General features: G+C 66.2%; 20 protein-coding genes and 1 pseudogene. 1 reads left to right on the forward strand and 20 read right to left on the reverse strand.

Features of this window, described 5'->3' with window-relative positions; translation table 11 throughout:
• From A2J02_RS18385 to A2J02_RS18485, 20 genes are all read right to left on the reverse strand, one after another.
• A partial coding sequence (locus A2J02_RS18385; RefSeq protein ID WP_156516288.1) for a DivIVA domain-containing protein occupies positions 1 to 536 on the reverse strand: 536 nt, incomplete at its 3' end.
• 160 nt (positions 537 to 696) lie between these two features.
• Entirely contained in the window at positions 697 to 984 is a 288-nt protein-coding gene (locus tag A2J02_RS18390) for a YggT family protein (RefSeq protein ID WP_068051947.1), read from the reverse strand.
• An 82-nt stretch (positions 985 to 1,066) separates the two neighbouring features.
• On the reverse strand, positions 1,067 to 1,711 hold the full coding sequence (locus A2J02_RS18395; RefSeq protein ID WP_068051950.1) for a cell division protein SepF: 645 nt from the start codon (positions 1,709 to 1,711) through the stop codon (positions 1,067 to 1,069).
• A gap of 83 nt (positions 1,712 to 1,794) precedes the next feature.
• On the reverse strand, positions 1,795 to 2,550 hold the full coding sequence (locus tag A2J02_RS18400; RefSeq protein WP_068051992.1) for a YggS family pyridoxal phosphate-dependent enzyme: 756 nt from the start codon (positions 2,548 to 2,550) through the stop codon (positions 1,795 to 1,797).
• A 19-nt stretch (positions 2,551 to 2,569) separates the two neighbouring features.
• On the reverse strand, positions 2,570 to 3,337 hold the full coding sequence (gene pgeF, locus A2J02_RS18405) for a peptidoglycan editing factor PgeF (RefSeq protein ID WP_068051953.1): 768 nt from the start codon (positions 3,335 to 3,337) through the stop codon (positions 2,570 to 2,572).
• Positions 3,334 to 4,629 carry a cell division protein FtsZ gene (gene ftsZ, locus A2J02_RS18410; protein ID WP_068051956.1) on the reverse strand — a complete coding sequence of 432 codons (1,296 nt, stop codon included), beginning with the start codon at positions 4,627 to 4,629 and terminating at the stop codon, positions 3,334 to 3,336. Before ftsZ ends, pgeF begins: the two co-directional genes overlap by 4 nt.
• 171 nt (positions 4,630 to 4,800) lie before the next feature.
• Positions 4,801 to 5,595: a cell division protein FtsQ/DivIB gene (locus A2J02_RS18415; protein ID WP_082898936.1), complete on the reverse strand. Its 795-nt coding sequence runs from the start codon at positions 5,593 to 5,595 to the stop codon at positions 4,801 to 4,803.
• Positions 5,592 to 7,097: a UDP-N-acetylmuramate--L-alanine ligase gene (murC, locus tag A2J02_RS18420; protein WP_068051959.1), complete on the reverse strand. Its 1,506-nt coding sequence runs from the start codon at positions 7,095 to 7,097 to the stop codon at positions 5,592 to 5,594. Before murC ends, A2J02_RS18415 begins: the two co-directional genes overlap by 4 nt.
• A gap of 63 nt (positions 7,098 to 7,160) precedes the next feature.
• A complete protein-coding gene (murG, locus tag A2J02_RS18425) occupies positions 7,161 to 8,303 on the reverse strand; it encodes an undecaprenyldiphospho-muramoylpentapeptide beta-N-acetylglucosaminyltransferase (protein WP_217901112.1) in 1,143 nt (380 codons plus the stop codon).
• Positions 8,300 to 9,898: a putative lipid II flippase FtsW gene (ftsW, locus tag A2J02_RS18430; RefSeq protein ID WP_068051961.1), complete on the reverse strand. Its 1,599-nt coding sequence runs from the start codon at positions 9,896 to 9,898 to the stop codon at positions 8,300 to 8,302. The genes murG and ftsW overlap by 4 nt, the downstream gene beginning before the upstream one ends.
• Positions 9,895 to 11,367: a UDP-N-acetylmuramoyl-L-alanine--D-glutamate ligase gene (murD, locus tag A2J02_RS18435; protein WP_068051964.1), complete on the reverse strand. Its 1,473-nt coding sequence runs from the start codon at positions 11,365 to 11,367 to the stop codon at positions 9,895 to 9,897. Before murD ends, ftsW begins: the two co-directional genes overlap by 4 nt.
• A 3-nt stretch (positions 11,368 to 11,370) precedes the next feature.
• A complete protein-coding gene (gene mraY / locus A2J02_RS18440; RefSeq protein ID WP_032394385.1) occupies positions 11,371 to 12,456 on the reverse strand; it encodes a phospho-N-acetylmuramoyl-pentapeptide-transferase in 1,086 nt (361 codons plus the stop codon).
• On the reverse strand, positions 12,453 to 13,961 hold the full coding sequence (locus A2J02_RS18445) for a UDP-N-acetylmuramoyl-tripeptide--D-alanyl-D-alanine ligase (RefSeq protein ID WP_068051967.1): 1,509 nt from the start codon (positions 13,959 to 13,961) through the stop codon (positions 12,453 to 12,455). Before A2J02_RS18445 ends, mraY begins: the two co-directional genes overlap by 4 nt.
• Positions 13,958 to 15,559, reverse strand: a complete 1,602-nt coding sequence (locus A2J02_RS18450) for a UDP-N-acetylmuramoyl-L-alanyl-D-glutamate--2,6-diaminopimelate ligase (protein ID WP_068051970.1) — start codon at positions 15,557 to 15,559, stop codon at positions 13,958 to 13,960. The genes A2J02_RS18445 and A2J02_RS18450 overlap by 4 nt, the downstream gene beginning before the upstream one ends.
• 159 nt (positions 15,560 to 15,718) lie before the next feature.
• Positions 15,719 to 17,575, reverse strand: coding sequence for a peptidoglycan D,D-transpeptidase FtsI family protein (locus A2J02_RS18455; RefSeq protein ID WP_068051974.1), 1,857 nt, complete (start codon positions 17,573 to 17,575; stop codon positions 15,719 to 15,721).
• Entirely contained in the window at positions 17,572 to 18,399 is an 828-nt protein-coding gene (locus tag A2J02_RS18460; RefSeq protein WP_231893930.1) for a hypothetical protein, read from the reverse strand. Before A2J02_RS18460 ends, A2J02_RS18455 begins: the two co-directional genes overlap by 4 nt.
• Positions 18,396 to 19,427 (reverse strand): 16S rRNA (cytosine(1402)-N(4))-methyltransferase RsmH, encoded by a 1,032-nt coding sequence (gene rsmH, locus A2J02_RS18465; RefSeq protein WP_068051979.1) that lies wholly within the window; start codon positions 19,425 to 19,427, stop codon positions 18,396 to 18,398. The genes A2J02_RS18460 and rsmH overlap by 4 nt, the downstream gene beginning before the upstream one ends.
• 220 nt (positions 19,428 to 19,647) lie before the next feature.
• Complete coding sequence (gene mraZ, locus A2J02_RS18470) at positions 19,648 to 20,079, reverse strand: division/cell wall cluster transcriptional repressor MraZ (protein WP_027497352.1); 432 nt, start codon at positions 20,077 to 20,079, stop codon at positions 19,648 to 19,650.
• Between the two features lie 510 nt (positions 20,080 to 20,589).
• Positions 20,590 to 21,027 carry a DUF3040 domain-containing protein gene (locus tag A2J02_RS18480; protein WP_068051986.1) on the reverse strand — a complete coding sequence of 146 codons (438 nt, stop codon included), beginning with the start codon at positions 21,025 to 21,027 and terminating at the stop codon, positions 20,590 to 20,592.
• 227 nt (positions 21,028 to 21,254) lie between these two features.
• Positions 21,255 to 21,710, reverse strand: coding sequence for an SAV_6107 family HEPN domain-containing protein (locus A2J02_RS18485; RefSeq protein WP_068051989.1), 456 nt, complete (start codon positions 21,708 to 21,710; stop codon positions 21,255 to 21,257).
• A 196-nt stretch (positions 21,711 to 21,906) separates the two neighbouring features.
• Here A2J02_RS18485 and A2J02_RS18490 point away from each other — a divergent pair.
• Positions 21,907 to 22,145 (forward strand): annotated as a pseudogene (locus A2J02_RS18490) (GNAT family N-acetyltransferase); the annotation flags it as partial.

Here is a 22,145-nt window from a genome sequence, read left to right on the forward strand (position 1 = left end):
GACAGCAGCGACTCGGACTTCTGCCGAGCCTCGGACATCATCGACTCCGAACGCGTGCGGGCATCCGAGACCAAACGCTCGGCGTTGGTGCGCGCGTTGCCGAGCAGCTGCTCAGACTCCGACTTGGCATCACCGGTGAGACGATCGGCCATCTCCTGAGCGAGGCCCAGAATCTTGGCGGCCTGCATGTTGGAGTCGCCGCTCTGCTGCGGGGCCGCCGCAACGGGTGCGACCGGAGCGGGCTGGGCCGCGACGGGCGGTGGCTTGGGGGGATCCACCGGGCGCTGTGGCTCGGCCTTCGGTGCCGCGACCTGAGCCGCCTGCGGGCTCTGCCGCGAAGCGTTCTTGGCGTCCGCAAGCTCCTGGTCGAGCTCACCGACCCGCTGGCGGAGGTCGGCGTTCTCTTCGATCAGTCGCGACAACTCTTGCTCGACGAGGTCGAGAAAAGCGTCGACCTCGTCTTCGTTGTAACCACGCTTACCGATGGGCGGCTTGCTGAACGCGACATTGTGCACATCAGCTGGAGTCAGCGGCATGGAAGGATCCCTTCACGCGTCTTGGGGCGGTAGAGCAAGCATTCAGTTATATGCCATTCCGCGCGAGTGCAGAACAATCAAACTGTAACTGGCGTCCATTCTGTCACACAGGACACGCAGCATGCGCTGGGTCCCGCGTTCTAACATTTCGTCTGCGATCTCAGGCCGCGAGACCGCTGGTCACATTCCACGCGATGAAGACGACGAACAGCAGGACCATGATGGACAGGTCCAGTCGCACTCCGCCGAGGTTGAGCGGCGGAATTATCCTGCGGAGGAACTTCACCGGCGGGTCGGTGACCGTGAAGATCGCCTCGAGCACGATGACGACCAACCCGGTCGGTTGCCAATCTCTCGCGAAAGTTCTGATGAACTCGACGATGATTCGACCGATGAGAAGGAGCCAAAAAAGAAACAATACGATGTTGATCACCGTGAACACGATCACGGCTATACTCTGCCTGAATTCGACGGGCTGAGCAAAGCGCGCTGGTCACAGCCCTGCACTACCGCCCCGAACAGCGAATCTCTCACTGCTGACTGTAGAAGCCGGTCTCGGCGATCCGCCTGCGCTCCTGCGGCGAGACGTCGACGTCGGCCGGCGAGAGCAGGAATACCTTGGTCGCCACCTTGTCGAAGGAACCGCGCAGCGCGAAGGCGAGCCCGGCCGCGAAATCGACCAGGCGCTTGGCGTCGGCGTTGCTCATCTCGACCAGGTCCATGATGACCGGAGTGCCGTCGCGGAAACGCTCACCGATGGTGCGCGCCTCGCTGTAGTCACGCGGTCGCAGCGTGGTGATCTTCGAGAGCGGGCCGCCGTCGTCCGCGATAGGGCTGCGTCGCGTCTCCGCACGCACGTCCATCCGAGTGTCCATGGCCAACGCTCCCCTGGTTGCTGCACCTCGCGTGGTCGGTGCCGCGCCACGTCCTCGTCCGCCGATCGGGGCCAGCGTCGCCGGACGCGGGGCCTCGTAGTCGTCGTAGTCGTCCTCGACCTGCGCGTGCCGAGATCCACCGAACGACGGCTTCACGAATTCACGCTCATCCATGTCGTCGTAGGTGTCACGACCACCACGGGAACTGCGTCGCGTGTCCGGATCGTCGAGGTAGTCGTCCTCGTAGTCCGCGAGCGGAACCATGCCGAAGTACGCCTTGAACTTGTGCAGGGTGCTCATCGTTCTGCCTTCCGTGGCGGTGTGTCTACTGTCCATCTCCAGGTTCGCAAGTGTCTGTTGTGACTGATGTGATCCATGGACTGTTATTGCGAGGTTATCGGCCGCGCGCCGAGTATTGCGGTACCGACACGCACGCACGTCGATCCGTGCCGCACAGCAGCTTCCAGGTCTCCGGTCATGCCTGCGGACAGCTCGAGCGCTTCGGGATGATCGGCCGTCAGCCGACGGTGCAGGCTCTCGAGATCGGCGAATGCGGCGTCCGGATCGGCACCGAGCGGTGGCACCGCCATCAACCCCGCCAAACGCAACCCGGACGCGTTCGACACCGCGTCGGCAAGCTCGTGGAGTTCGTCGCGTTCGACGCCGCCGCGGTGCACATCCCCGTCGAGACTGACCTGAACGATCACGTCGAGTTCGGTCCGACGCACACCCTCGTCCAATGCCGCCGTCGTCGCCTTGGACAGTGCGGCCACCAACCGCGCACTGTCGACGGAATGAATGGCGTGCGCCCACGCGGCAACCGACTTCGCCTTGTTTCGCTGCAGGTGTCCGATCATGTGCCAGCGAGGCGGATCGCCGACGAAATCTTCGGCCGTCTCGGCGACCTTGGGCGACGCGTCCTGCTCTCGGGACTCGCCGAAGTCGCGGCACCCCAGTTCGTAGAGAACCCGCACGTCCGAGGCGGGGAAGAACTTGGTCACCGGCAGCAGAGCCACGTCGGCGGGCGACCGGCCCGCATCGACACAGGCGCGGTGCAACCGCTCGCGCACCGACGTCAACGCCGTCTCGATCTCCTGCGCCCGGTCGGTGCCCGACGCGCTGCCGGTGGGTTCGCTCATGACAACCTCTTCTGCCGGTTCACCGGTCTGCCGTTTCGGCCCGATCACCGGGGGATGTGCTGTCCATCCAGACGACACTGGCGATTCGGCCGGTCGATCCTTCACGACGGTGACTGAACAAGGCCCGGTCCTCGATGGTGCACCGCGGATCCTGAGCGACACCGGACACTCCCGCGGCGAGCAGCTGAGCGCGGATACCGGCGGGAATGTCCAGCCCCGGCGTGTTGCGGACCGTGGTCGTCGCGCTGCCGGGGAGATGCTTGTCGACGTCCGCTCGCATGGAGGCGGGCACCTCGTACTGTCGGCCGCTCGCCGCCGGACCGAGAAATGCGCCGATCCGCGCCGGAACCGCCCCGAGCTCGACCATGGCGGCCAACACCCGGGGAACGATGCCGATGCGGGCACCGACCCGTCCTGCATGCACCGCTGCGATCACGCCTGCCTCCTCGTCGGAGAGCAGGACCGGCACGCAATCGGCAGTCAACACCACCAGACCGAGATCACGTTGCGTCGTCACCAACGCATCGGTCATCGGCACCGGCTCGGACACCGGACCGTCCACCACGGTGACGGTGCGTCCGTGGACCTGCTCCATGAACACGAGCCGTTCGAGTCCCATACCCAGTCGATCGCCGAGGCGTCGACGGTTGGCTTCCACCGAAGCGGGGTCGTCACCTACGTGATCGCCCAGGTTGAACGTGTCGAACGGCGGTGCCGAGACGCCGCCCGCCCGCGTCGTCGAGACGCGTCGGACACGAAACGGACCGGCGGAAGCGGTGTCACTCACCGCCGCATGAAGGACGGCACATCGACTTCGTCTTCGCCCTCGTCCTCGGCGATCGGAACGCGACGGCCGGAACCGACGGACTCGCGGCCCTGTCCGGACGAGTCCCGGCCCTGGCCGGACGAGTCGCGACCGTAACCGGCTGCGGATTCGCGGCTCGACGATTCGCGGTTGGACGAGCTCGACGAGTTCAGCGGCGGCAGACTGCTACCACTCGGCGCGCCGACCGGGTCGCGGAACACAGCACCGTCGGAACTGTCGGTCGATTTGGAGGACACCTCGCCCGAGCGAGCCGATCCGATCGGGCCGCGGGTGGAGGTAGCAGCTTCGACCGGACGCCGCGTCGGGGTTCCGCCGTCGAAGCCTGCGGCGATGACGGTCACGCGGACCTCGTCGCCGAGCGAGTCGTCGATGACGGTGCCGAAGATGATGTTGGCGTCGATGTGTGCGGCTTCCTGCACCAGCGAGGCGGCCTCGTTGATCTCGAACAGACCGAGATCGGATCCACCGGCGATGGAGAGCAGCACTCCGCGTGCACCTTCCATCGAGGCTTCGAGCAGCGGCGAGTTGATCGCCGATTCGGCCGCCTTGATCGCGCGACCCTCACCGCGTGAGGATCCGATACCCATCAGTGCACTGCCTGCGCCGGACATGACGCCCTTGACGTCGGCGAAGTCGACGTTGATCAGTCCGGGAGTGGTGATCAGGTCGGTGATGCCCTGGACACCGTTGAGCAGTACTTCGTCGGCGCTGCGGAACGCGTCCATGAGGCTGACGGCCGCGTCGCCGAGCTGGAGCAGTCGGTCGTTCGGGATGACGATGAGCGTGTCGCAGGACTCGCGGAGCTGCTGGATGCCGGTGTCGGCCTGTCCACCGCGCCGCTTGCCCTCGAAAGAGAACGGCCGGGTGACGACACCGACGGTCAGTGCGCCGAGCTTGCGAGCGATGTTGGCGACGACAGGAGCGCCACCGGTACCGGTGCCGCCGCCCTCGCCTGCGGTGACGAACACCATGTCGGCACCCTTGAGCACCTCTTCGATCTCGTCCTTGTGATCGTCTGCTGCGCGGCGGCCGACCTCGGGATCGGCACCTGCGCCGAGTCCGCGGGTCAGTTCGCGGCCGACGTCGAGCTTGACGTCTGCGTCACTCATCAGCAAGGCCTGAGCGTCGGTGTTGACCGCGATGAACTCGACTCCCTTGAGTCCCTGTTCGATCATGCGGTTGACCGCGTTCACGCCGCCGCCGCCGATGCCGACGACCTTGATTACGGCGAGGTAGTTGTGCGGGGGCGTCATGGGCTCTCGCCTTCCGTGGATTGTTGCCTGAAATGTGGAAAACCCTCAACCTAAACCACAGGCTTAGAGTTATGTCAAGTACTGAACTGGTCGAAACGCTATTCATCGCCGACGACTATCGCCATTAGGCGCGCCGACGCCACGCGAGAAATTCCGGTCCGCGCGTCGAAACTATTTGGTGGTGGGCAGATCCGGACTCGACACGTCGAAGATCTGACCGGGTTGGGACAGCAATGCGATCGCGACCGCGCCCTTGCGCTCGGAGTCGTCCTTGCTGCCCCACACGACGGTGCGCCCGTCGAGCAGCAGAATCGAGATGTCGGACAGCGTGCTCGCCCGCAGCTCGGCGGCCTGATCGCGCAGCAGCGGTGGCAACGTATCGAGAACCGCCAGTGCATCTTTCGTCACCGGATCACCGAACACCGGATTGTCGGTCACCAGACGTACTACCCCTGGCGGTGGCGGCGCGATCGCGAAATCGACGCCGGTGGAGTCCAGGAGATGGGTGCCGTCCGGAGAATCGAAGAACGCCACTGGAACTCGCTCCTCGACCGTCACCTGCACGGTGGACGGATACTGGCGTTGCACGCGGACCGTCGCCAGCGCCGGGATCGTTGCCACCCGCTGCGCCGCCCCCGCCGTGTCCACCCGAACCAGCGGAAGGCCGACGGGTACGTCCAGCCGATCGAGGATCTCCTGCTCGGACACCGACGATGCCCCCGCGACCGCGATGGTGCGAACGGACAACAGCGGCGTGAAGTACACCAGCGCAGCCGATCCCACCACGACGACCACCACGGCGAGCGCAATCAGCGCGGCTTTGCGACGCGACCGCTTCACTCGGGCGCGCTCTTCTTCCCGTGCCTGAGCGCGGGCTTGCTTGTCGGTGACCGCGGACGGCGAATCACCCTCTCGTGCAGCTGTTCCCGACCTCGAAGAACGGACTCGATCGGAGCGGCGGGTCACGTCGACGGCCGATCCTTCGGTACTCCGCGGCCGGTCGCAGCACCGAAATCGGTCTTCGAGCGAAGCGCATCGAGAATCGGCCCGCCGAGCATCGTCACGTCGCCGGCTCCCATGGTGATGACGACATCGCCGGGCACACTCAGGTGGGCGACCTGCTTGGCCACCAACGACAGATCCGGCTGATAGTTCACCGGCTTGGTCACCGAAGCGGCAACCAGCGCCCCCGTCACACCGGGCAACGGCTCCTCTCGCGCGCCGTAGACGTCGAGCACGACGATCTCGTCGGCCAACGACAACGCGGCACCGAACTCCTCGGCGAACGTCGCAGTCCGCGAGTACAGGTGCGGCTGAAACACCACCACCACCCGTCCCTGCTCGCCACCCGAACGATCCTGGCCTGCTACGAGGGCCTGCGCGGCCGTCAACACCGCACGCACCTCGGTCGGGTGGTGCGCGTAGTCGTCGAACACGCGGACGCCGTGCTCACGCCCGGTGAACTGAAAGCGTCGATGCACGCCGCCGAAACCGGTGAGCCCGGCCAGCAATTCCTCGACACCGGCACCGACCTGGCGCGCCGCGACGAACGCCGCCAGAGCGTTGAGTGCAGTGTGCCGGCCGGGGACGCCGAGCCGTACGGTGCGCGCCGCGTCCTCACCTGCGATCTGCAACTGCGCGACGCCGCCGATGTCCTCGGGCTCCCACGCCAGCAGTCGAACGGCCATCGCGACCGGCCCCGCGTCGACGTCCGAGGACCCGTATCCCAGCACCGTGACTCCGGGAAGGTTCCGCTCGACCACGCGTCGAGCCAGCGCCGCCGAACCCGGGTCGTCCATGCAGGCCACGAGCACACCGCCGGGACCGAGGAGCGCAGCGAAGTCGTCGAACACCTGAACGTAGGCGTCGGTGGTGCCGAAGTAGTCCAGATGATCGGCTTCGATGTTGGTCACGATGATGACGTTGGCCGTGTACTGCAGCAGCGAGCCGTCGCTCTCGTCCGCCTCGGCCACGAACACGTCGCCGCTGCCGTGATGGGCGTTGGTCCCGGCTTCGTTGAGCTCTCCCCCGACGGCGAACGACGGATCGAACCCGCAGTGCTGCAGGGCGACGACCAGCATCGAGGTCGTGGACGTCTTTCCGTGCGTACCCGAGACCAACAGCGTGCGGTATCCCTGCATGAGAGAAGACAGCACGGCCGGTCGCAGCACCACCGGAATTCCGCGTTCGCGAGCTTCGACGAGTTCGGGATTGGTCTGGGGAATCGCGGCGTGGGTCGTCACGACCACGGTGGGCCCGCCGTCGATCATGTCCAGGGCGCTGGCGTCGTGACCGATGCGGACCTGGGCGCCGCGTGCGCGCAGTGCGAGCACGCCGCGCGATTCCTTGGCATCCGAACCCGACACCTGTCCCCCGCGAGCGAGCAGGATCCGCGCGATGCCGGACATTCCGGCACCACCGATGCCCACCATGTGTACTCGTTCGAGCTCTGCCGGCAGATCCGACATCGCACCCTCAGTTGTCACGCGGACGTCTCCCTCGTTCTCTTCTCATGCGCGACGCCGCCCAGCTCAGCGCCGCGCCGCGTGCGCGGTATCGAGCACGATCTGCGCGACGGCAGCTGCTGCGTCCTTGTGCCCGGCACCGGCGGCGGCACGAGACATGGTGGCGATTCGTTCGGTGTCGGCCAGCAGCGCGACCACTGTCTCGCTCACGTACTGCTCGGTCAGTGTCGCATCGGCTACCAGGATGCCACCTCCGGCGTCGACCACGGGACGGGCGTTGAGTTCCTGCTCGCCGTTGCCGTGCGGCAGGGGCACGTAGACGGCGGGCAGACCGGTCGCGGAAACCTCGGCGACCGTCATGGCACCGGAGCGACAGATCGCGAGGTCCGCGGCCGCGTACGCCAGATCCATCCGGTCGATGTAGGCGCGCGCGACGTACGGCGCGGCCGGATTGCGCTGCTCGACATCGAGCGAGTTCTTCGGACCGTGGGCGTGCAGAACCGAGATTCCCGCATCGGCGAGAGCCGCCGAGGCTCCGGACACCGCGTCGTTGAGCGATCGGGCCCCCTGTGAGCCGCCGAACACCAGCAGCACCGGGCCGTTCTCGGGCAGGCCGAAGTGCGCGCGAGCCTCCGCGCGGACGGCAGCCCGGTCGAGTCCGGTGATGGTGGGACGCACGGGAATTCCGATCACGTCGGCGTCGGCAGCACCGCGCGCGGCGATCCCCGAGCCCGCGACCGCGGCGAGTACCCGCTCGGCCGAGCGGGCACCGACCTTGTTGGCGATACCCGCTCGTGCGTTGGCCTCGTGGATGACCACGGGAATTCGGCCACCACGGCCGAACAGTCGACCGCGGGCCGCGAGATAGGCCGGTAACGCGACATAGCCGCCGAATCCGACGAGCACGTCCGCCTCGACGGCCGCGAAGATCTCTCGGGTGCGGCGCACCGATCGCACGACGCGCAGCGGCAACTTGAGCAGGTCGACGGTGGGCTTACGAGGCAGCGGAACGGGCGGAATGAGCTCGAGTGCGTACCCGCGAGCCGGGACGAGAGTCGTCTCGAGGCCCCGGCTGCTGCCGAGGGCGGTGACGGTGACGGTGGGGTCGAGGACACGCAAGGCGTCGGCCACAGCGAGCGCAGGCTCGATGTGCCCGGCCGTTCCGCCCCCGGCAACCACTACGGAAATCGGTCGAGATGTCTGCTTCACCGTCGATATCCTCGCTCACCCGAGCGGACGGGAGGGCGACCGGGTTGTGGTTCCGGCCGCGGACGGTATGCCGATCGCGATCCTGCGGCGGGCTCTCGCCGGACCGGATCGCTTCGACGGGGGTTGCCGCGGGCGTTACCGCGGGGAGCGTCGCTCCGGTACGCAGCCGATGTGGGCGACATCGCGTCGGTCCGGGAACTGGAGACGCGCGTGCGGGCACGGCCGGGCTCGGCAGCCCGCGCTGTCCGTGCGTCACTGCCCTTGCCCTTACGGGACTCTAGGCGTTTGCGATCCTGCGCCGCCAGTGTGGGGCGAGTGGACTTCGAGCGCGCCATCGCGGCTCGCTTGGGCGAGAACACGGCGGGCAGCGGCAGCTTCAGAGCTCGCGCGATTCGGCCCTCCTGCCCTGCGTGCAGGGCCGCGATCGCCTCGGGTTCGTGGCGGGCGGCGCTCGCGATGATGCCGAACATCAGCAGCGTGATCGCGGTCGAGGTGCCACCGTAGGACACCAGGGGCAGCTGCAGACCGGTCACCGGCAGCAACCCGACGACGTAGCCGATGTTGATCATGGCCTGGCCGAACACCCAGCACGTGGCACCTGCGGTCAACAGCCGCAGGAACGGATCGACCGAACGCATGGCGATGCGCAGGCCGGTGTAGACGAAGAGGCCGAACAATCCGATGACTGCGAGGCAGCCGATCATTCCGAGTTCCTCGCCGATGATGGCGAAGATGAAGTCGTTGTGCGCGTTGGGCAGGTAGCTCCACTTCGCGCGGCTCTGCCCGAGCCCGCGACCGAACATTCCGCCGTCGGCGAGAGAGTATTTCGCCTGGGTGGACTGATATGACAGGCCCTGGGTGTCCTCACCCGGGTTGAGCCAGGCCTTGACGCGATTGGATCGGTAACCGGCGGTGAACGCGAGCACGGTCGCCAACGCCAGACCGGTCATCAGCACCGCACCGAACAGCCGAGCGTTGAGGCCGGCGAACCACAGCAGCGCCACCAGGATGATGCCCAGGGCGATGGCGGTACTGAGGTTCGGCTGCAGCACGACGAGCAGACACATCAGCAGACCTGCAGGCAACAGCGGCACCAGCAGCGATTTGATGTTGCCGTGCTCGCTGCGCCGCGAGGCCAACAGGTGTGCGCCCCACAGAACCAGCGCGACCTTGGCCAGCTCGGACGGCTGGAAGGACACGACGCCGAAGTCGAACCAGCGGCGCGCACCTTGGCGTTCGGCACCGATTCCGGGAATGAGCACCAACATCAACATGGTGATCGAAACCAGGAACAGCGGAAACGACAGCTTCCTGAGGTAGCGAACCGGCAGCCGGAGAGCGACGTAGAACGCCACGACTCCCAGCGCGACACCGATCAGCTGCTGGGTGAAGAGCGCGTACCCGGACTCATCGGCTGCGAAGGACTCGGCGGACGACGCCGACAGCACCATCACCAGGCCCAACACCGTGAGCAGTACCGCGATCGTGACGACGAGGTGGAAGGACGCGAGCGGTCGGCCGAACCACAGGCCGATTCGGGTGCGTGGAGCGGCGGTGCGGCGAGGTGGACGCGGCGGATGACCGGCGGCAGTCACGATCGCGACGATCCGATGTCGGTGGCCTCGAGGCGCTGGACCGACTCGGCGAAGCTGCGGCCGCGGTGGCCGTAGTCGGCGAACATGTCCAGTGACGCGGCGGCCGGGGCCAGCAGGACCGTATCCCCCGGCGCGGCGAGTTCGGCCGCATGGGCCACGACCGCCCGCATCACCGCATCAGCATCTTCAGCACCATGAGTCACACCAGCATCGTCTCCCGAAGGGAGCCTGACGACCGGAACATCGGGCGCGTGTCGCGCCAAAGCCTCTGCGATCTGCATCCCATCGCGCCCGAGAACGACCGCAGCCACGAGACGATCGGCGATCTCGACCACCAGATCGTCGATCACCGCACCCTTCAGCAACCCACCCGCGATCCACACGACGCGATCGTGCGCCGAGATCGAGGAGCGAGCGGCGTGCGGGTTGGTCGCCTTCGAGTCGTCGATGAACGTCACCCCGCCGAGCTCGCGCACCACCGCCGCACGATGCGGACCCACCCGATAGGTCTGCAGCCCCACCCGAACAGCGTCGGCCTCCACCCCGATCGAACGAGCCAGCGCGCCTGCCGCGAGCGCATCGAGAATGCCGGACGGGCCGCTCGGCTCCACGTCCTCCGCAGCGAGAAACTCGACGTTCGCACCGAAGGCGTCGTCCACGAGCATCCCTGCCCGCACTCCCAGCTCACCCGAGGCCGGCTCACCCAACCGAAACCCGACGACGGTGGCTGCGGGCGATCCGGCAGCGAGACTCGCCGCCCTCGAGTCGTCGAGACCGACCACCGCGACATCGCCACTCAACGCACGAGCCTTGGCCTGGACATATCCGTCCATACCGCCGTGCCAGTCGAGATGGTCCTCGGCGATGTTGAGCACCACCCCCGCCGCCGGACGCACCGACGGAGCCCAGAACAACTGGAACGACGACAACTCCACGGCGAGCACACTCGGATGCGGGGTACCGCGCAACGCGTCGGCGATGGGGAGTCCGATGTTGCCGCAGGCCACCGATGCGATGCCCGCGGCGTCGAGTATCGACGCCAGCATCGAGGTGGTGGTCGTCTTTCCGTTGGTGCCGGTGACCACCAGCCAGCGAGTTCGGGGTCCGTACACCTCGGCCCGGTCCACGTGCCAGGACAACTCGACATCGCCCCACACCGGAATGCCCTGCTCCGTGGCAGCGGCCAACACCGGAGAGTCGGGACGAAAGCCGGGGCTGGTGACGACCAGCGAAAACGCGGCGAGCGCCGCCGGATCGACGAGCAGGTCGTCCTGCAGCACCACGGCAGCACCGGAGTTCGACGCCTCGTCCAGCGCGGCACGATTCGAGTCGGTGACGGTGACGACGGCACCGAGAGCGAGCAACGGTTGCACGACGGCCAGTCCCGAGATGCGGGCACCGGTGACCAGCACCGAACTGCCGCGCAACCAGGTCAGGTCGTTCCTAGCGTCGTGCGGAGATTCGGCCATGCCCTATCCGCCGACAGCAGCGAGATACTCGCTGTAGAACAGGGCGAGTCCGACGGCCGACGCGATGGCGGCCAGCAACCAGAACCGGATGATCACCGTCGTCTCGGCCCATCCGGCCAACTCGAAGTGATGATGGAACGGTGCCATGCGGAACACGCGTCGGCGACTGGATCGGAACACCGCGACCTGGATGACGACCGATGCGGCCTCGGCGACGAACAGCGCACCGATGACCACCATGATCAGTTCGGTCTTGGTCACCACCGACAGGCCCGCGATCAGACCGCCGAGGGCCAGGGATCCGGTGTCGCCCATGAAGATCTTGGCAGGCGCGGCGTTCCACCACAGGAAGCCGATGCAGGCTCCCGCTGCCGAAGCGCAGACCAGAGCCAGGTCGAGGGGATCTCGGACGTCGTAGCAGCCGGGGGCAGGCCCTGCGGGGCCTGCGCACGCCTGGCGGTACTGCCAGAAGGTGATGACGGTGTAGGCACCGAGCACCAGTGTCATCGACCCGGCTGCGAGGCCGTCCAGGCCGTCGGTGAGGTTGACCGAGTTGGACCATGCGATCACGAGCAGGCAGACGAAGAACACGAAGACCACCGCGGACATCGACCAGGTGGCGATGTCGCGTACATACGACAGTTGGGTGCTGCCAGGAGTGAGCCCACTCTCGCTGCGGAACTGCAACACCAGGATCGCGAACAGCACGGCTGCCGTTATCTGACCGACGTACTTACCGGTGGCGTTCAGACCCAGGTTGCGCTGCTTGCGGATCTTGATGAAGTCGTCGAGAAAGCCGACGAGACCGAGCACCGTGGTCAGGCCGAGGACGAGCAGGGCCGAGGCCGACGGACCGTCTGCGTCGTAGCCGATACCGATCAGGTGCGAGCCCCAGTAGCCGGCCCAGATGCCGACCAGAATTGCGACGCCGCCCATTGTCGGTGTGCCCCGCTTGGACTGGTGACTCGCCGGGCCCTCCACTCGAATCTCCTGGCCGAAGCCCTGTTTCGAGAAGGTCTTGATCAGCACCGGGGTCAGGAGGATCGCGACCGCGAGCGCGATGCCTCCGGCGAAGAGGATCTGCCTCACTGCTCACCCTCCGCGGTGGCGCTCGACGCATCGGCCAGCAGGGCGTCTGCGACGGTCCACATCGCCCCGGACTGCGAGGCCTTCACCAGCACGATGTCGCCGGGACGCACTTCCTCGTGCAGTACTGCGATCGCCGTTTCACGGTCGGGCACCAGCATCGATTCCTCGCCCCACGAACCCTCCATGACGGCACCCTGGTGCAACGCCCGGGTGGGACGGCCGGAGTCGACGATGATCAGACGGTCGACATCGAGGCGGACGGCGAGGCGGCCGATCGCGTCGTGCTCGACCACAGAGTCCGAACCCAGCTCGCCCATCTCTCCCAGCACCGCCCAGCTGCGGCGCTTCGGCCCGTCGTCGCGACGCGACATCGACACCAGTGCCTTGAGTGCGGCGCGCATCGAATCGGGGTTGGCGTTGTACGAGTCGTTGACGACGGTGACGCCGTCGGCGCGGGTGCGCACGTCCATCCGCCTGATCGACGTCGGTGCGGCGGCCCCGAGCGCCTGGGCAACCTGCGTCAGCGTTGCTCCGCACTCGAGGGCGACGGCCGCTGCCGCGAGGGCGTTGCCGACCTGATGCTCACCGTGCACCGCCAGGGTGATCGGTACCGAACCCGCTGCGCATTCGAGCGTGAACGACGCCCGGGCGTCGGTGTCGACCTGCACGTCGAGGGCTCTGATGTCGGCATCTGCGTTGCGCCCGACCGTGACGACGGCAGCCGTTGTACGCGTGACCATTTCGGCGACGAGGCGATCGTCGATGTTGAGGATCGCCACTCCCCCGTCGGCGGCACTCGGCAGCGCCTCGACGAGCTCGCCCTTCGCCAGCGCGATGGCCGCGCGCGAGCCGAACTCGCCCAGGTGCGCGGTTCCGACGTTCAGGACCACCCCGATCCGGGGCGGTGCGAGCGTGGCGAGTTCGGCGATGTGGCCGATTCCTCGGGCGGACAACTCCAGACAGAGGAAATCGGTGTCGGCATCCGCTCGCAGCGCCGTCCACGGATGTCCCAATTCGTTGTTGAACGATCCGGGCGGTGCCACCACCGAGCCCAGAGGCTCGAGGACCGCAGAGATCAGGTCCTTGGTGGAGGTCTTCCCGGAGGATCCCGTCACACCGACGACGGTCAGGCCGTGCTGGGCCGTCAACTCGAGCACCGAGGCCCGGGCCAGAGCGCCGAGCGCGGACAGCACTGCCGAACCGGAGCCGTCCGGGTCGTTCTCGAGTGCCATCGCGCGGCTCTCGTGCGGGACCGGACTGACGACCACGGCCGGTACGCCCACCGGACGCGCGGCCAGTACCAGCGCCGCACCTGCGGCAACCGCGGCGGCGGCATGGTCGTGACCGTCCACCTTCGCACCGGGTAGGGCGAGGAAAATGCTGCCGGGGGTGACCTTGCGGGAGTCGAACTCCACCGGTCCTGGCACCACGACCGACGGATCCGGCACATCGTGCACCGTGCCTCCGACGATCTCGGCGATGCGGTCGATCGAGAGGGGGATCACCGTACGCCCGCGCTCGTGCCGACCCGACGCGCATCGATGGCCGAGGCGAGTATCACTCGATCGTCGAACGGATGCTTCACACCCGCTACCTCTTGTCCGGTCTCGTGCCCTTTACCTGCGATCAACACAACATCCCCTTCGCGTGCCCACGCCACGGCCTGTTCGATCGCCGCCGCGCGGCCTGCCACGTTTCGTACTTCACCGCGGGCCTCGTCCGGCACCGACAATGCGCCGTCCTCGACGGCCTGCCGAATGATGGCCGGATCCTCGCTGCGCGGGTTGTCGTCGGTCACCACCAGGAGCTCTGCGCCGCGCGCTCCGGCGGCACCCATCAGGGGACGCTTCGCGGTGTCGCGGTCGCCACCTGCTCCGAGCACCACCGCGATTCGTCCACGCGAGGATTCGCGCAACGTCGCCAGCACAGCCTCGACGGCCGCAGGCTTGTGCGCGTAATCGACCACCGCCAGGAAGTTCTGTCCACGGTCGATCCGCTGTACGCGGCCCGGCACGTCGACCGTCGCGACCCCGGTCACGGCCTTGCGCACGTCGGCCCCGGCCGCCGCGCAGGTCGCCAACGCCAGCACGGTGTTAGCGACGTTGTAGCGACCCGGCAACCGAACCGAGACCGGCAGCGACGCACCCTGCGGATCGGCGACCGTGAACGACTGGGTGCCGTCGTCGTGCTTGGCCCAATCCGAGACCGTCCACTGCGAATCGGCACCGGTCGACGCCGTCACCACGGCCGACCCGGCCGATCGAGCGATGTCCGCCATCCGCACGCCCCACGCGTCGTCGACACAGACGACGGCGGTTCCGGCACGAACCGCCGAGTCGGCTGCGAACAACCGACTCTTGGCCGAGAAGTAGTCCTCGAGAGAGTCGTGAAAATCGAGGTGATCCTGGGAGAGATTGGTGAACGCACCGATCGCGAAGCAGGTGCCGTCGACCCGGCCGAGGGACAACGCATGGGAGGACACCTCCATCACCACCGTGTCGACACCCTCTTCGACCATGACGGCGAAGAGAGCGTGCAGTTGCGGGGCCTCGGGCGTGGTGAGCGCGCTCGGTACATGCCGGCCCAGAACACGTGTCTCGATGGTGCCGATCAGACCGCATCGACGACCTGCAGCAGTCAGGCCGGCTTCGAGCAGATACGACGTCGTCGTCTTCCCCGAGGTACCGGTGATACCGATGACGGTCATCTTCGACGAGGGGTTGCCGTACACGAGAGCGGAGACAGCACCCAACACCTGGCGTGGACGCTCGTGCACCAGAACCGGAACCTGTCGACCCGTGCCTGCGAGCGCTCTCCGCACGATCTCGAGTCCGGCCGGATCGGTGAACACTGCCACGGCACCCCGCTCGACTGCGTCGGCGACGAACTCGGCACCGTGTCGAGACGATCCGGGCAGTGCGGCGAAGAGATCGCCGGGAAGAACGGACTGTGCACGCAGATCGATACCGGTCACGCTCACACCGGCGGGATCGGCCTCGCCGATCGTTGCACCGACCGCGGACGCCACCTCCCGTACTTCGGTGTGCGGTGGATGCGCCGGACGTGAACCCGGAGCCGGTTGTGAATCCGATGACACAGTCACTCCTGCTCCCTTCCTCTCTACTGCCGGCCACGCGCCCGCCGCGGCTCGATAACGCCGCGGCGGCAGACGAACGAAGACGCCCGAGCCGATGTGTCAGATTACCGGCGTCCGGGATCGTGATGTCGCCGCCCCGACTACGAGGACCGGCGGGTCGGGATCTCAGTCCGCCTGCAGAACCAGCTTGGGTCCGGGGTCCGCGGACATCGGCACGCTGTCGCGCTGCAGCATCCAGCTGGCGATGTTGTGGAACAGCGGTGCTGCCGACTGGCCGCCCGAACCGTCGGCGCTGCGGGTCGGGGCGTCGAGCATGATCCCGATCACGTAGCGGGGATCGTCGGCGGGCGCGATGCCGGCGAACGTGATCCAGTAGTTCGAGTTCGAGTAGCACTTGCACTCGGGATCGACCTGCTGAGCCGTACCTGTCTTGCCGCTGATCTGGTATCCCTCGACCCCCGCGGCCACTCCGGTACCGCGCTGGTTCCCGGTGTCGTCCTGGGTGACGGATCGGAACATGTTGCGGACGGTCTTCGCGGTATCGGGACTGACCACGTACACCCCGTCGGGCTGCTGGGTCTCGGTTCGCTGACCGTTGGCGTCCACTGTCGCTTCGACGATCCGCGGCGGGATGCGAACCCCGTCGTTGGCGATGGCCTGATACATCCCGGTCATCTGCAACAGCGTCATGGACAGGCCCTGACCGATGGGGAGGTTGGCGAACGTTCCACCCGACCACTGATCACGGCTCGGTACATTTCCCGCGCTCTCGCCGGGCAGACCGACGTCGCTGCGTTGGCCGAGACCGAACTTGGTGAGCATGTCCGCGTAGCGATCCTCACCGACGCGCTGCGCCAGCATGAGGGTGCCGACGTTGGAGGACTTACCGAACACCCCGGTCGTCGTGTACGGCACGACGCCGTGGTCCCATGCGTCCTTGACCGACACGCCGGACATGAAGATGCTGCCCGGTACCTGCAGCACCTCGTCGGGTGTGGTGAGTCCGTACTCGATGGCTGCGGCCGCGGTGATGATCTTGTTCACCGAACCGGGCTCGAACGGCGTGGTGACGGGCAGATTGCCCATTTCCTTGGTGCGCTCGTTGTTGCCGACTCCGATACCGGGGTTGAAGGTGTTGTCGTTCGACATGGCGAGCACCTCGCCGGTGTGCGAATCCTGCACGTACGCCGAGGCGTTCTTCGCTCCCGACAGGTCCTTCGCCAACTGCACCTGCTGTTGCACGTAGTACTGCAGATCTGCGTCGATGGTCAGTTCGACACTCGAACCGTTGACCGCCGGCTGCTTGTCCCGCCAGCTTCCTGGAATGACGGCACCGTCGGATCCGCGGTCGTAGGTCTGCGAACCGTCGGTTCCGGCCAGGGTCGCGTCGAGCGAATCCTCCAGACCGAGCAGACCGTGTCCGTCCCATCCGGTGGCACCGACGATGTTCCCGGCCAGCGATCCGCCCGGGTACTCACGGATGTCCTGACGCTCGAGTCCGACCTGCTTGAAATCCTTGCTGATCTTCGACGCCACGGTGGCGTCCACACCGCGGGCGAGGTAGGTGAATTCGTCGTTGCTCTTCAGCTTCGCGAGCAGGTCCTTCTCGCTGATCACATCGCCGAGATCGCTGTGGATGCGGGCCGCGATGTCCTCGAGGTACTGCTCGGTCTCCGGCTCGGTGGGGTCCTTCGCCCTCGCCTCGTCGAGTTCCTTGCGAACCCGAACCGGTTGGAACGTCAGCGCTTTGGCCTCCATCGTGAAGGCGATCGGATTGCCGTTGCGGTCCAGGATGGATCCACGCATCGCCGGATCGACGAGAGTTGTGGTGCGTTGCGACGCCGACTCGGCCGACAACCTCGGCGCATCGAATCCCTGAATCCACAGCAACTGTGCCGCCGCGACGGCGAGCGCCACATACATCAGAACGCGACCGGTGCCGTGACGGAACCGAAAGGTGGACGAGTCGAGACGCTTTCGGCTCGGTGGCCGACGGCGTGGAGCAGGCGACGGCCTGGTCACTGCCCGCCACCCGATGCTTCGCCGGTGGACTCGGGGGCTTCGACCGAAGGTGTTTCGAGCGAGGGGATGCTCATGGGAACCAATTGTTCAGCAAGCGCGGTGTTTCCAGCTCCATTGCTCGAATTCGGCGTGGCGGCGCGGGTGTCGATCGTGCCCGAGGTTCGGTTGGGCTGAGACGCGCTTCGCGGGGTCTGCTGCTGCGATGACTGCGTGCTCGGATTCGCGACGGTGCCCTCGCCTGCGGACGCGGCCGGTACCGGATCGAGCGGCGCCACCGGCGCACCGTCGGCCGGAGCCGGAGTACCGACGACCTGGACACCGCCGTCCGGAGCGACGATCAGACGCGCGGAGTTCTTCGCCGGGACCATCCCGAGCTCGGCGGCCTTGCGCGCCAACTCCGGAGCCGATTCCGCCAACTCCACATCACGCTGCAACGACGCCCGCTGCTGAGCGAGTTCGGCGTTGACGGCCTTGGCGGCGCTGAGATCGTAGGAGTCTCCTGCGGACCGAGTGGTCAGGAGCAACGTCAGACCGAGACCGATGGCGAGCAGGCCGATGATCAAGGCGACGAACGGGATTCGCGCGGCGATAGCGCTTCCGTTGAGCGAAGGCCGTGCACCGGCCCCGGAACCACGCGCAGAATCCGAGGTGTGGATCGACGCACGCTGCTGCCTGCGCTCGTATGCGCGAAGTGCAGCGCCGGATCGTCCACCACCCTTGCTCGTACGCTCGGGTCGCGAGAGTGGAGCCTGCGGAGCGACCCTGTTCCTCGGTGCTGGAACCCGATTGCGTTGTGTTCCAACGGTTGTGCCTGGAACCGTCATTCCGCTCTCCTTGCAATCCGTTCGGCGGCGCGCAATCTCACCGGAGCCGAACGTGGGTTGTCGTCTATTTCTGAATCCGAGGCACGCTCGGCACCTCTGGTCAGGAGCCGGAACTCCGGACCCATTCCTGGAAGCTCGACCGGCAGCCCCTCGGGACTGCGGGACTTGATCCGAGGTGCCAACTCCTGCTTGACAACTCGGTCTTCGAGCGATTGATACGACATGAAGACGACCCGGCCGCCGACAGCCAATGCGTCGAGCCCGGCAGGTACCGCCGCCTTCAACGAATCCAGTTCACCGTTGACCTCGATGCGAAGTGCCTGGAAGGTGCGCTTGGCAGGGTGTCCGCCGGTGCGCCGGGTCGCGGCCGGAATTGCGGCATAGAGCAATTCGACCAACGGGCCACTCGTGGTGAACGGCGTGTGTTCTCGGCGTCGCAGTACAGCGGAAGCGATCTTGCCGGCGAACCGTTCCTCGCCGTACGTGCTGAGGACCCGTGCGATGTCGCCGTGCGAGTACGTGTTGAGGACGTCTGCGGCGGTGATTCCCACGGTCGGATTCATTCGCATGTCCAGCGGGGCGTCCACGGAGTAGGCGAATCCGCGATCGGACTCGTCCAACTGCATGGACGACACTCCGAGGTCGAACAGAATCGCGTGAACGGACCCGACAGCAGGCAGACCGGCCTCGTCGAGCGCTTCGGCGATGCCGTCGTAGGTCGTGTGCGCCAACGTGATTCGATCGGCAAAGGGAGCCAAACGGGCTCCGGCCAGCTCGAGCGCATCGGGATCCCGGTCAAGTCCGATGAGGTGCAGGTGCGGGTAGGTCCGCAGGAAATGCTCGGCGTGACCGCCGAGGCCGAGTGTTGCGTCGATCATGACGCGAGTACCGCCGGTGGAGCCGAGTGCGGGTCCGAGCAGTTCGTCGGCTCGTTCGAGTCGAACCGGAACGTGGAGCGGGCCTGCGGATCGACGGTGGGGTCGGTCGGCGGACGACTCGATGTCGTCCGGTCCGGTGCCCTCCGTCATGGTTCCTCCCGGTCGCGCGTACGTACTTCTCGCCCGGGTCCGGGCCGTGCGGGTCGCCCACCGAAGCCGACGCGAATGCATCGAGGTCCCTGTCCGATAGGGAACCTGGCGTTGGGGAAGTACGTCAGGGTCCTGATCTGCGAAACCTGGCGTTGGGGAAGAACGTCAGGGTTCTGATCGGGCAGAGGCCTCGCTGCACTCGCAGGCGACCTGGTTCGGGCTACAAGATCCCTCCGAGGGACTCGTCGAAAGCGTCGGAGAAATCCTGTTCGTTCTCGGCGGAGTAGCGCGCCCACGCTTCGTCGTTCCAGATCTCGATGAAGTCCATCGAACCGATCACCACGCAGTTTCGTTCGAGCCCCGCGTACCGGCGATGCTCGGGACTGATGGTGATTCGACCCTGTCCGTCCGGCCGCTGTTCGTCGGTTCCCGAGAAGAACTGACGAACGTAAGCACGGGCTTTGGGGTTGGCACGGGAAGCCGCCGTCAATTTCCGAGAGCGCTCCGCGAAGTCGGCCGCGGTGTAGACAGCGAGGCTGAAATCCTGCCCCTTGCTCACCATGACCCCTCCTGCAAGCGCGTCCCGAAACTTGGCCGGCAACGTGAGTCGACCCTTGTCGTCGAGCTTCGGCGTGTAGGTACCGAGAAACACTCGCCACCTCCAGCCTCGACTCTCCGCTGCGGACCACTTTACCCCACTCTCCCCCACTTCGAACCATCCGCAGCCGGAAAACTTTGGCCAAAATGACATTCATGCAGCTCAGCGTGCACAAGATCGGCTGCTTCGGCAGCGATGCCGCGGGTGATATCGCCGGTTCGATTCGGGAGCGACGGCCCTTGGGTCCACCACTGCAGCCGTCTGAGCAGCACCTCGACGTCGGGTGTGGCGGTTGGACGCAGATCTCAGCCCTTCAGTGGGGCCCTGGTGGGGAGAAGTGGGGAATGTGGGTGAAAGTGGGGAGTGTCGGGGAGGGATCCCAGAACTCCCGTGCGCGGGAGTGTTCGAGCCGGCCCTCGACGCGGAGCGGAGGGCTGCAGGCAATTCTGCGGCGTCTGTTCGCGGGCAGAAAACGACAACAGCACCTCACCCGAGGGTGAGATGCTGTTCTACGTCGACGCGTGAAGTTGTCGAGACGAGCCGGTTCGATGTAACCCGGTCGATTCAGTCCTGCTCGAACCTCTTACGGAACCGATCTTCCATGCGAGAGGTGAAGCTGCCGCCCTTGCGACCACCCTTCGATTTCTGTCCGGTAGAACGCCCGGACGTCTCGGCAGCATCGTTGGCTGTGCTGCCTTCGTCCTGCGACGCTGCGGCTCCCTTGCTGGAACCGCCGAACAGGAACAGTGCCCCGGCACCGAACATCAACAAAAAGCCGATGAGACTGACGACGAGAAAAGCCAAACTGTTCGTCGACAATGCAACACCGGCGACGAGCAACACGAGTCCCACTACGAACAGCGCGGCAGCCTGAAAGCGCCTCCTGCTCGACGCCGCGCGTACGCGACCGCCCCTCACATGAGACGCGAATTTGGGATCCTCGGCGTAGAGAGCGCTCTCGATCTGATCGAGCATGCGCTGCTCGTGCTCGGAGAGTGGCACGGTACCTCCCCCTGCACAGATATTGAAGGTCATTTCGGTTACGAAACGACGGGAAGCTGACCTTGGCGGCTACCTGTTGTCGATGATACGAGCTGAATCGGCCGCTTACCACCTACTCGGTCGATGTGTTCCTGAGAAACACCGAAGTTTTCGAGACGCACGTCCCGAAAACTCCGTGCGAACACCGCATGACGTGGCGATTGTCGGCTGACGTCCAGCTGCGTGAGCTAGGCCGACAAGGGTGCGGTCATCGGGTCGACGGACGCGAAACGCCCCTGCCCGCCGAGTCGATCCTCGACTGAGTTCAGAAAACGACCGACGTGCCGCTGGAAATCGTCGGCATCGAGATCGTCGATCGTGCTCGACGCACCGGCCTCGACTGCAGCCCGGGTGGCCGAGAAGGACGCGAAGTAGTCGGCCCAGACTGCGAGTTCCGGTGCCGCCTTCGCCATCAACACCCACGCGCTGCGTGAACGAGGACGCGCTCCGATCGAGTTCGGCAACGACGCAAGCACCGCTGCCGCGCCTTTCAGTGCGGCGGCGTAGCTGCCGAGAAATCGATCTCCGGCATTGCTCTCCCCGATGGACTCGGACAGCAGAGCATCCGCTCGACCCAACAGAACCTGAGCCTGACGCGACACCGGCGACCGCACTCCGGCATCGAATGCCTTCGTGATCGTCATACTCGAACACCTCCAGTTCGAATCTCCGGCGCGCACCTGGCGCGGCCGGAACCGTGGCGAAGCCTTACAGTCGAACTCCGGAGAATCCGACTCGAGGATCCGAGCCGGAACCACCGGCGCACTCGGCCCCGATTGTCGAACACCCGTTCGACACATTCAATATAGCTGTGCCCACCGACAAGTTTCCGAAGAAAGGTTGAGAACAGTCGTCACCGATGCGCAGACAACGCCGTACCTGGTCGATCTGACGCCCCCGGAATTCCGCCAGCGGCTGTTCGAGGCACTGTCCATCTACGTCGAGGCCATGGGCTATCCGCGTGGAACCGAACAGAGCAGAGCACCGATGTGGAGCGAACATCTGCACCGGCCGGGCTGGCGAGCAGTCGGTGCACTGCTCCCGAACACCGACCCGACACAACCCGATTCCCTGGTCGC

This window comes from Rhodococcus sp. EPR-147 (genome assembly GCF_001647185.1).
Lineage (GTDB): Bacteria > Actinomycetota > Actinomycetes > Mycobacteriales > Mycobacteriaceae > Rhodococcoides.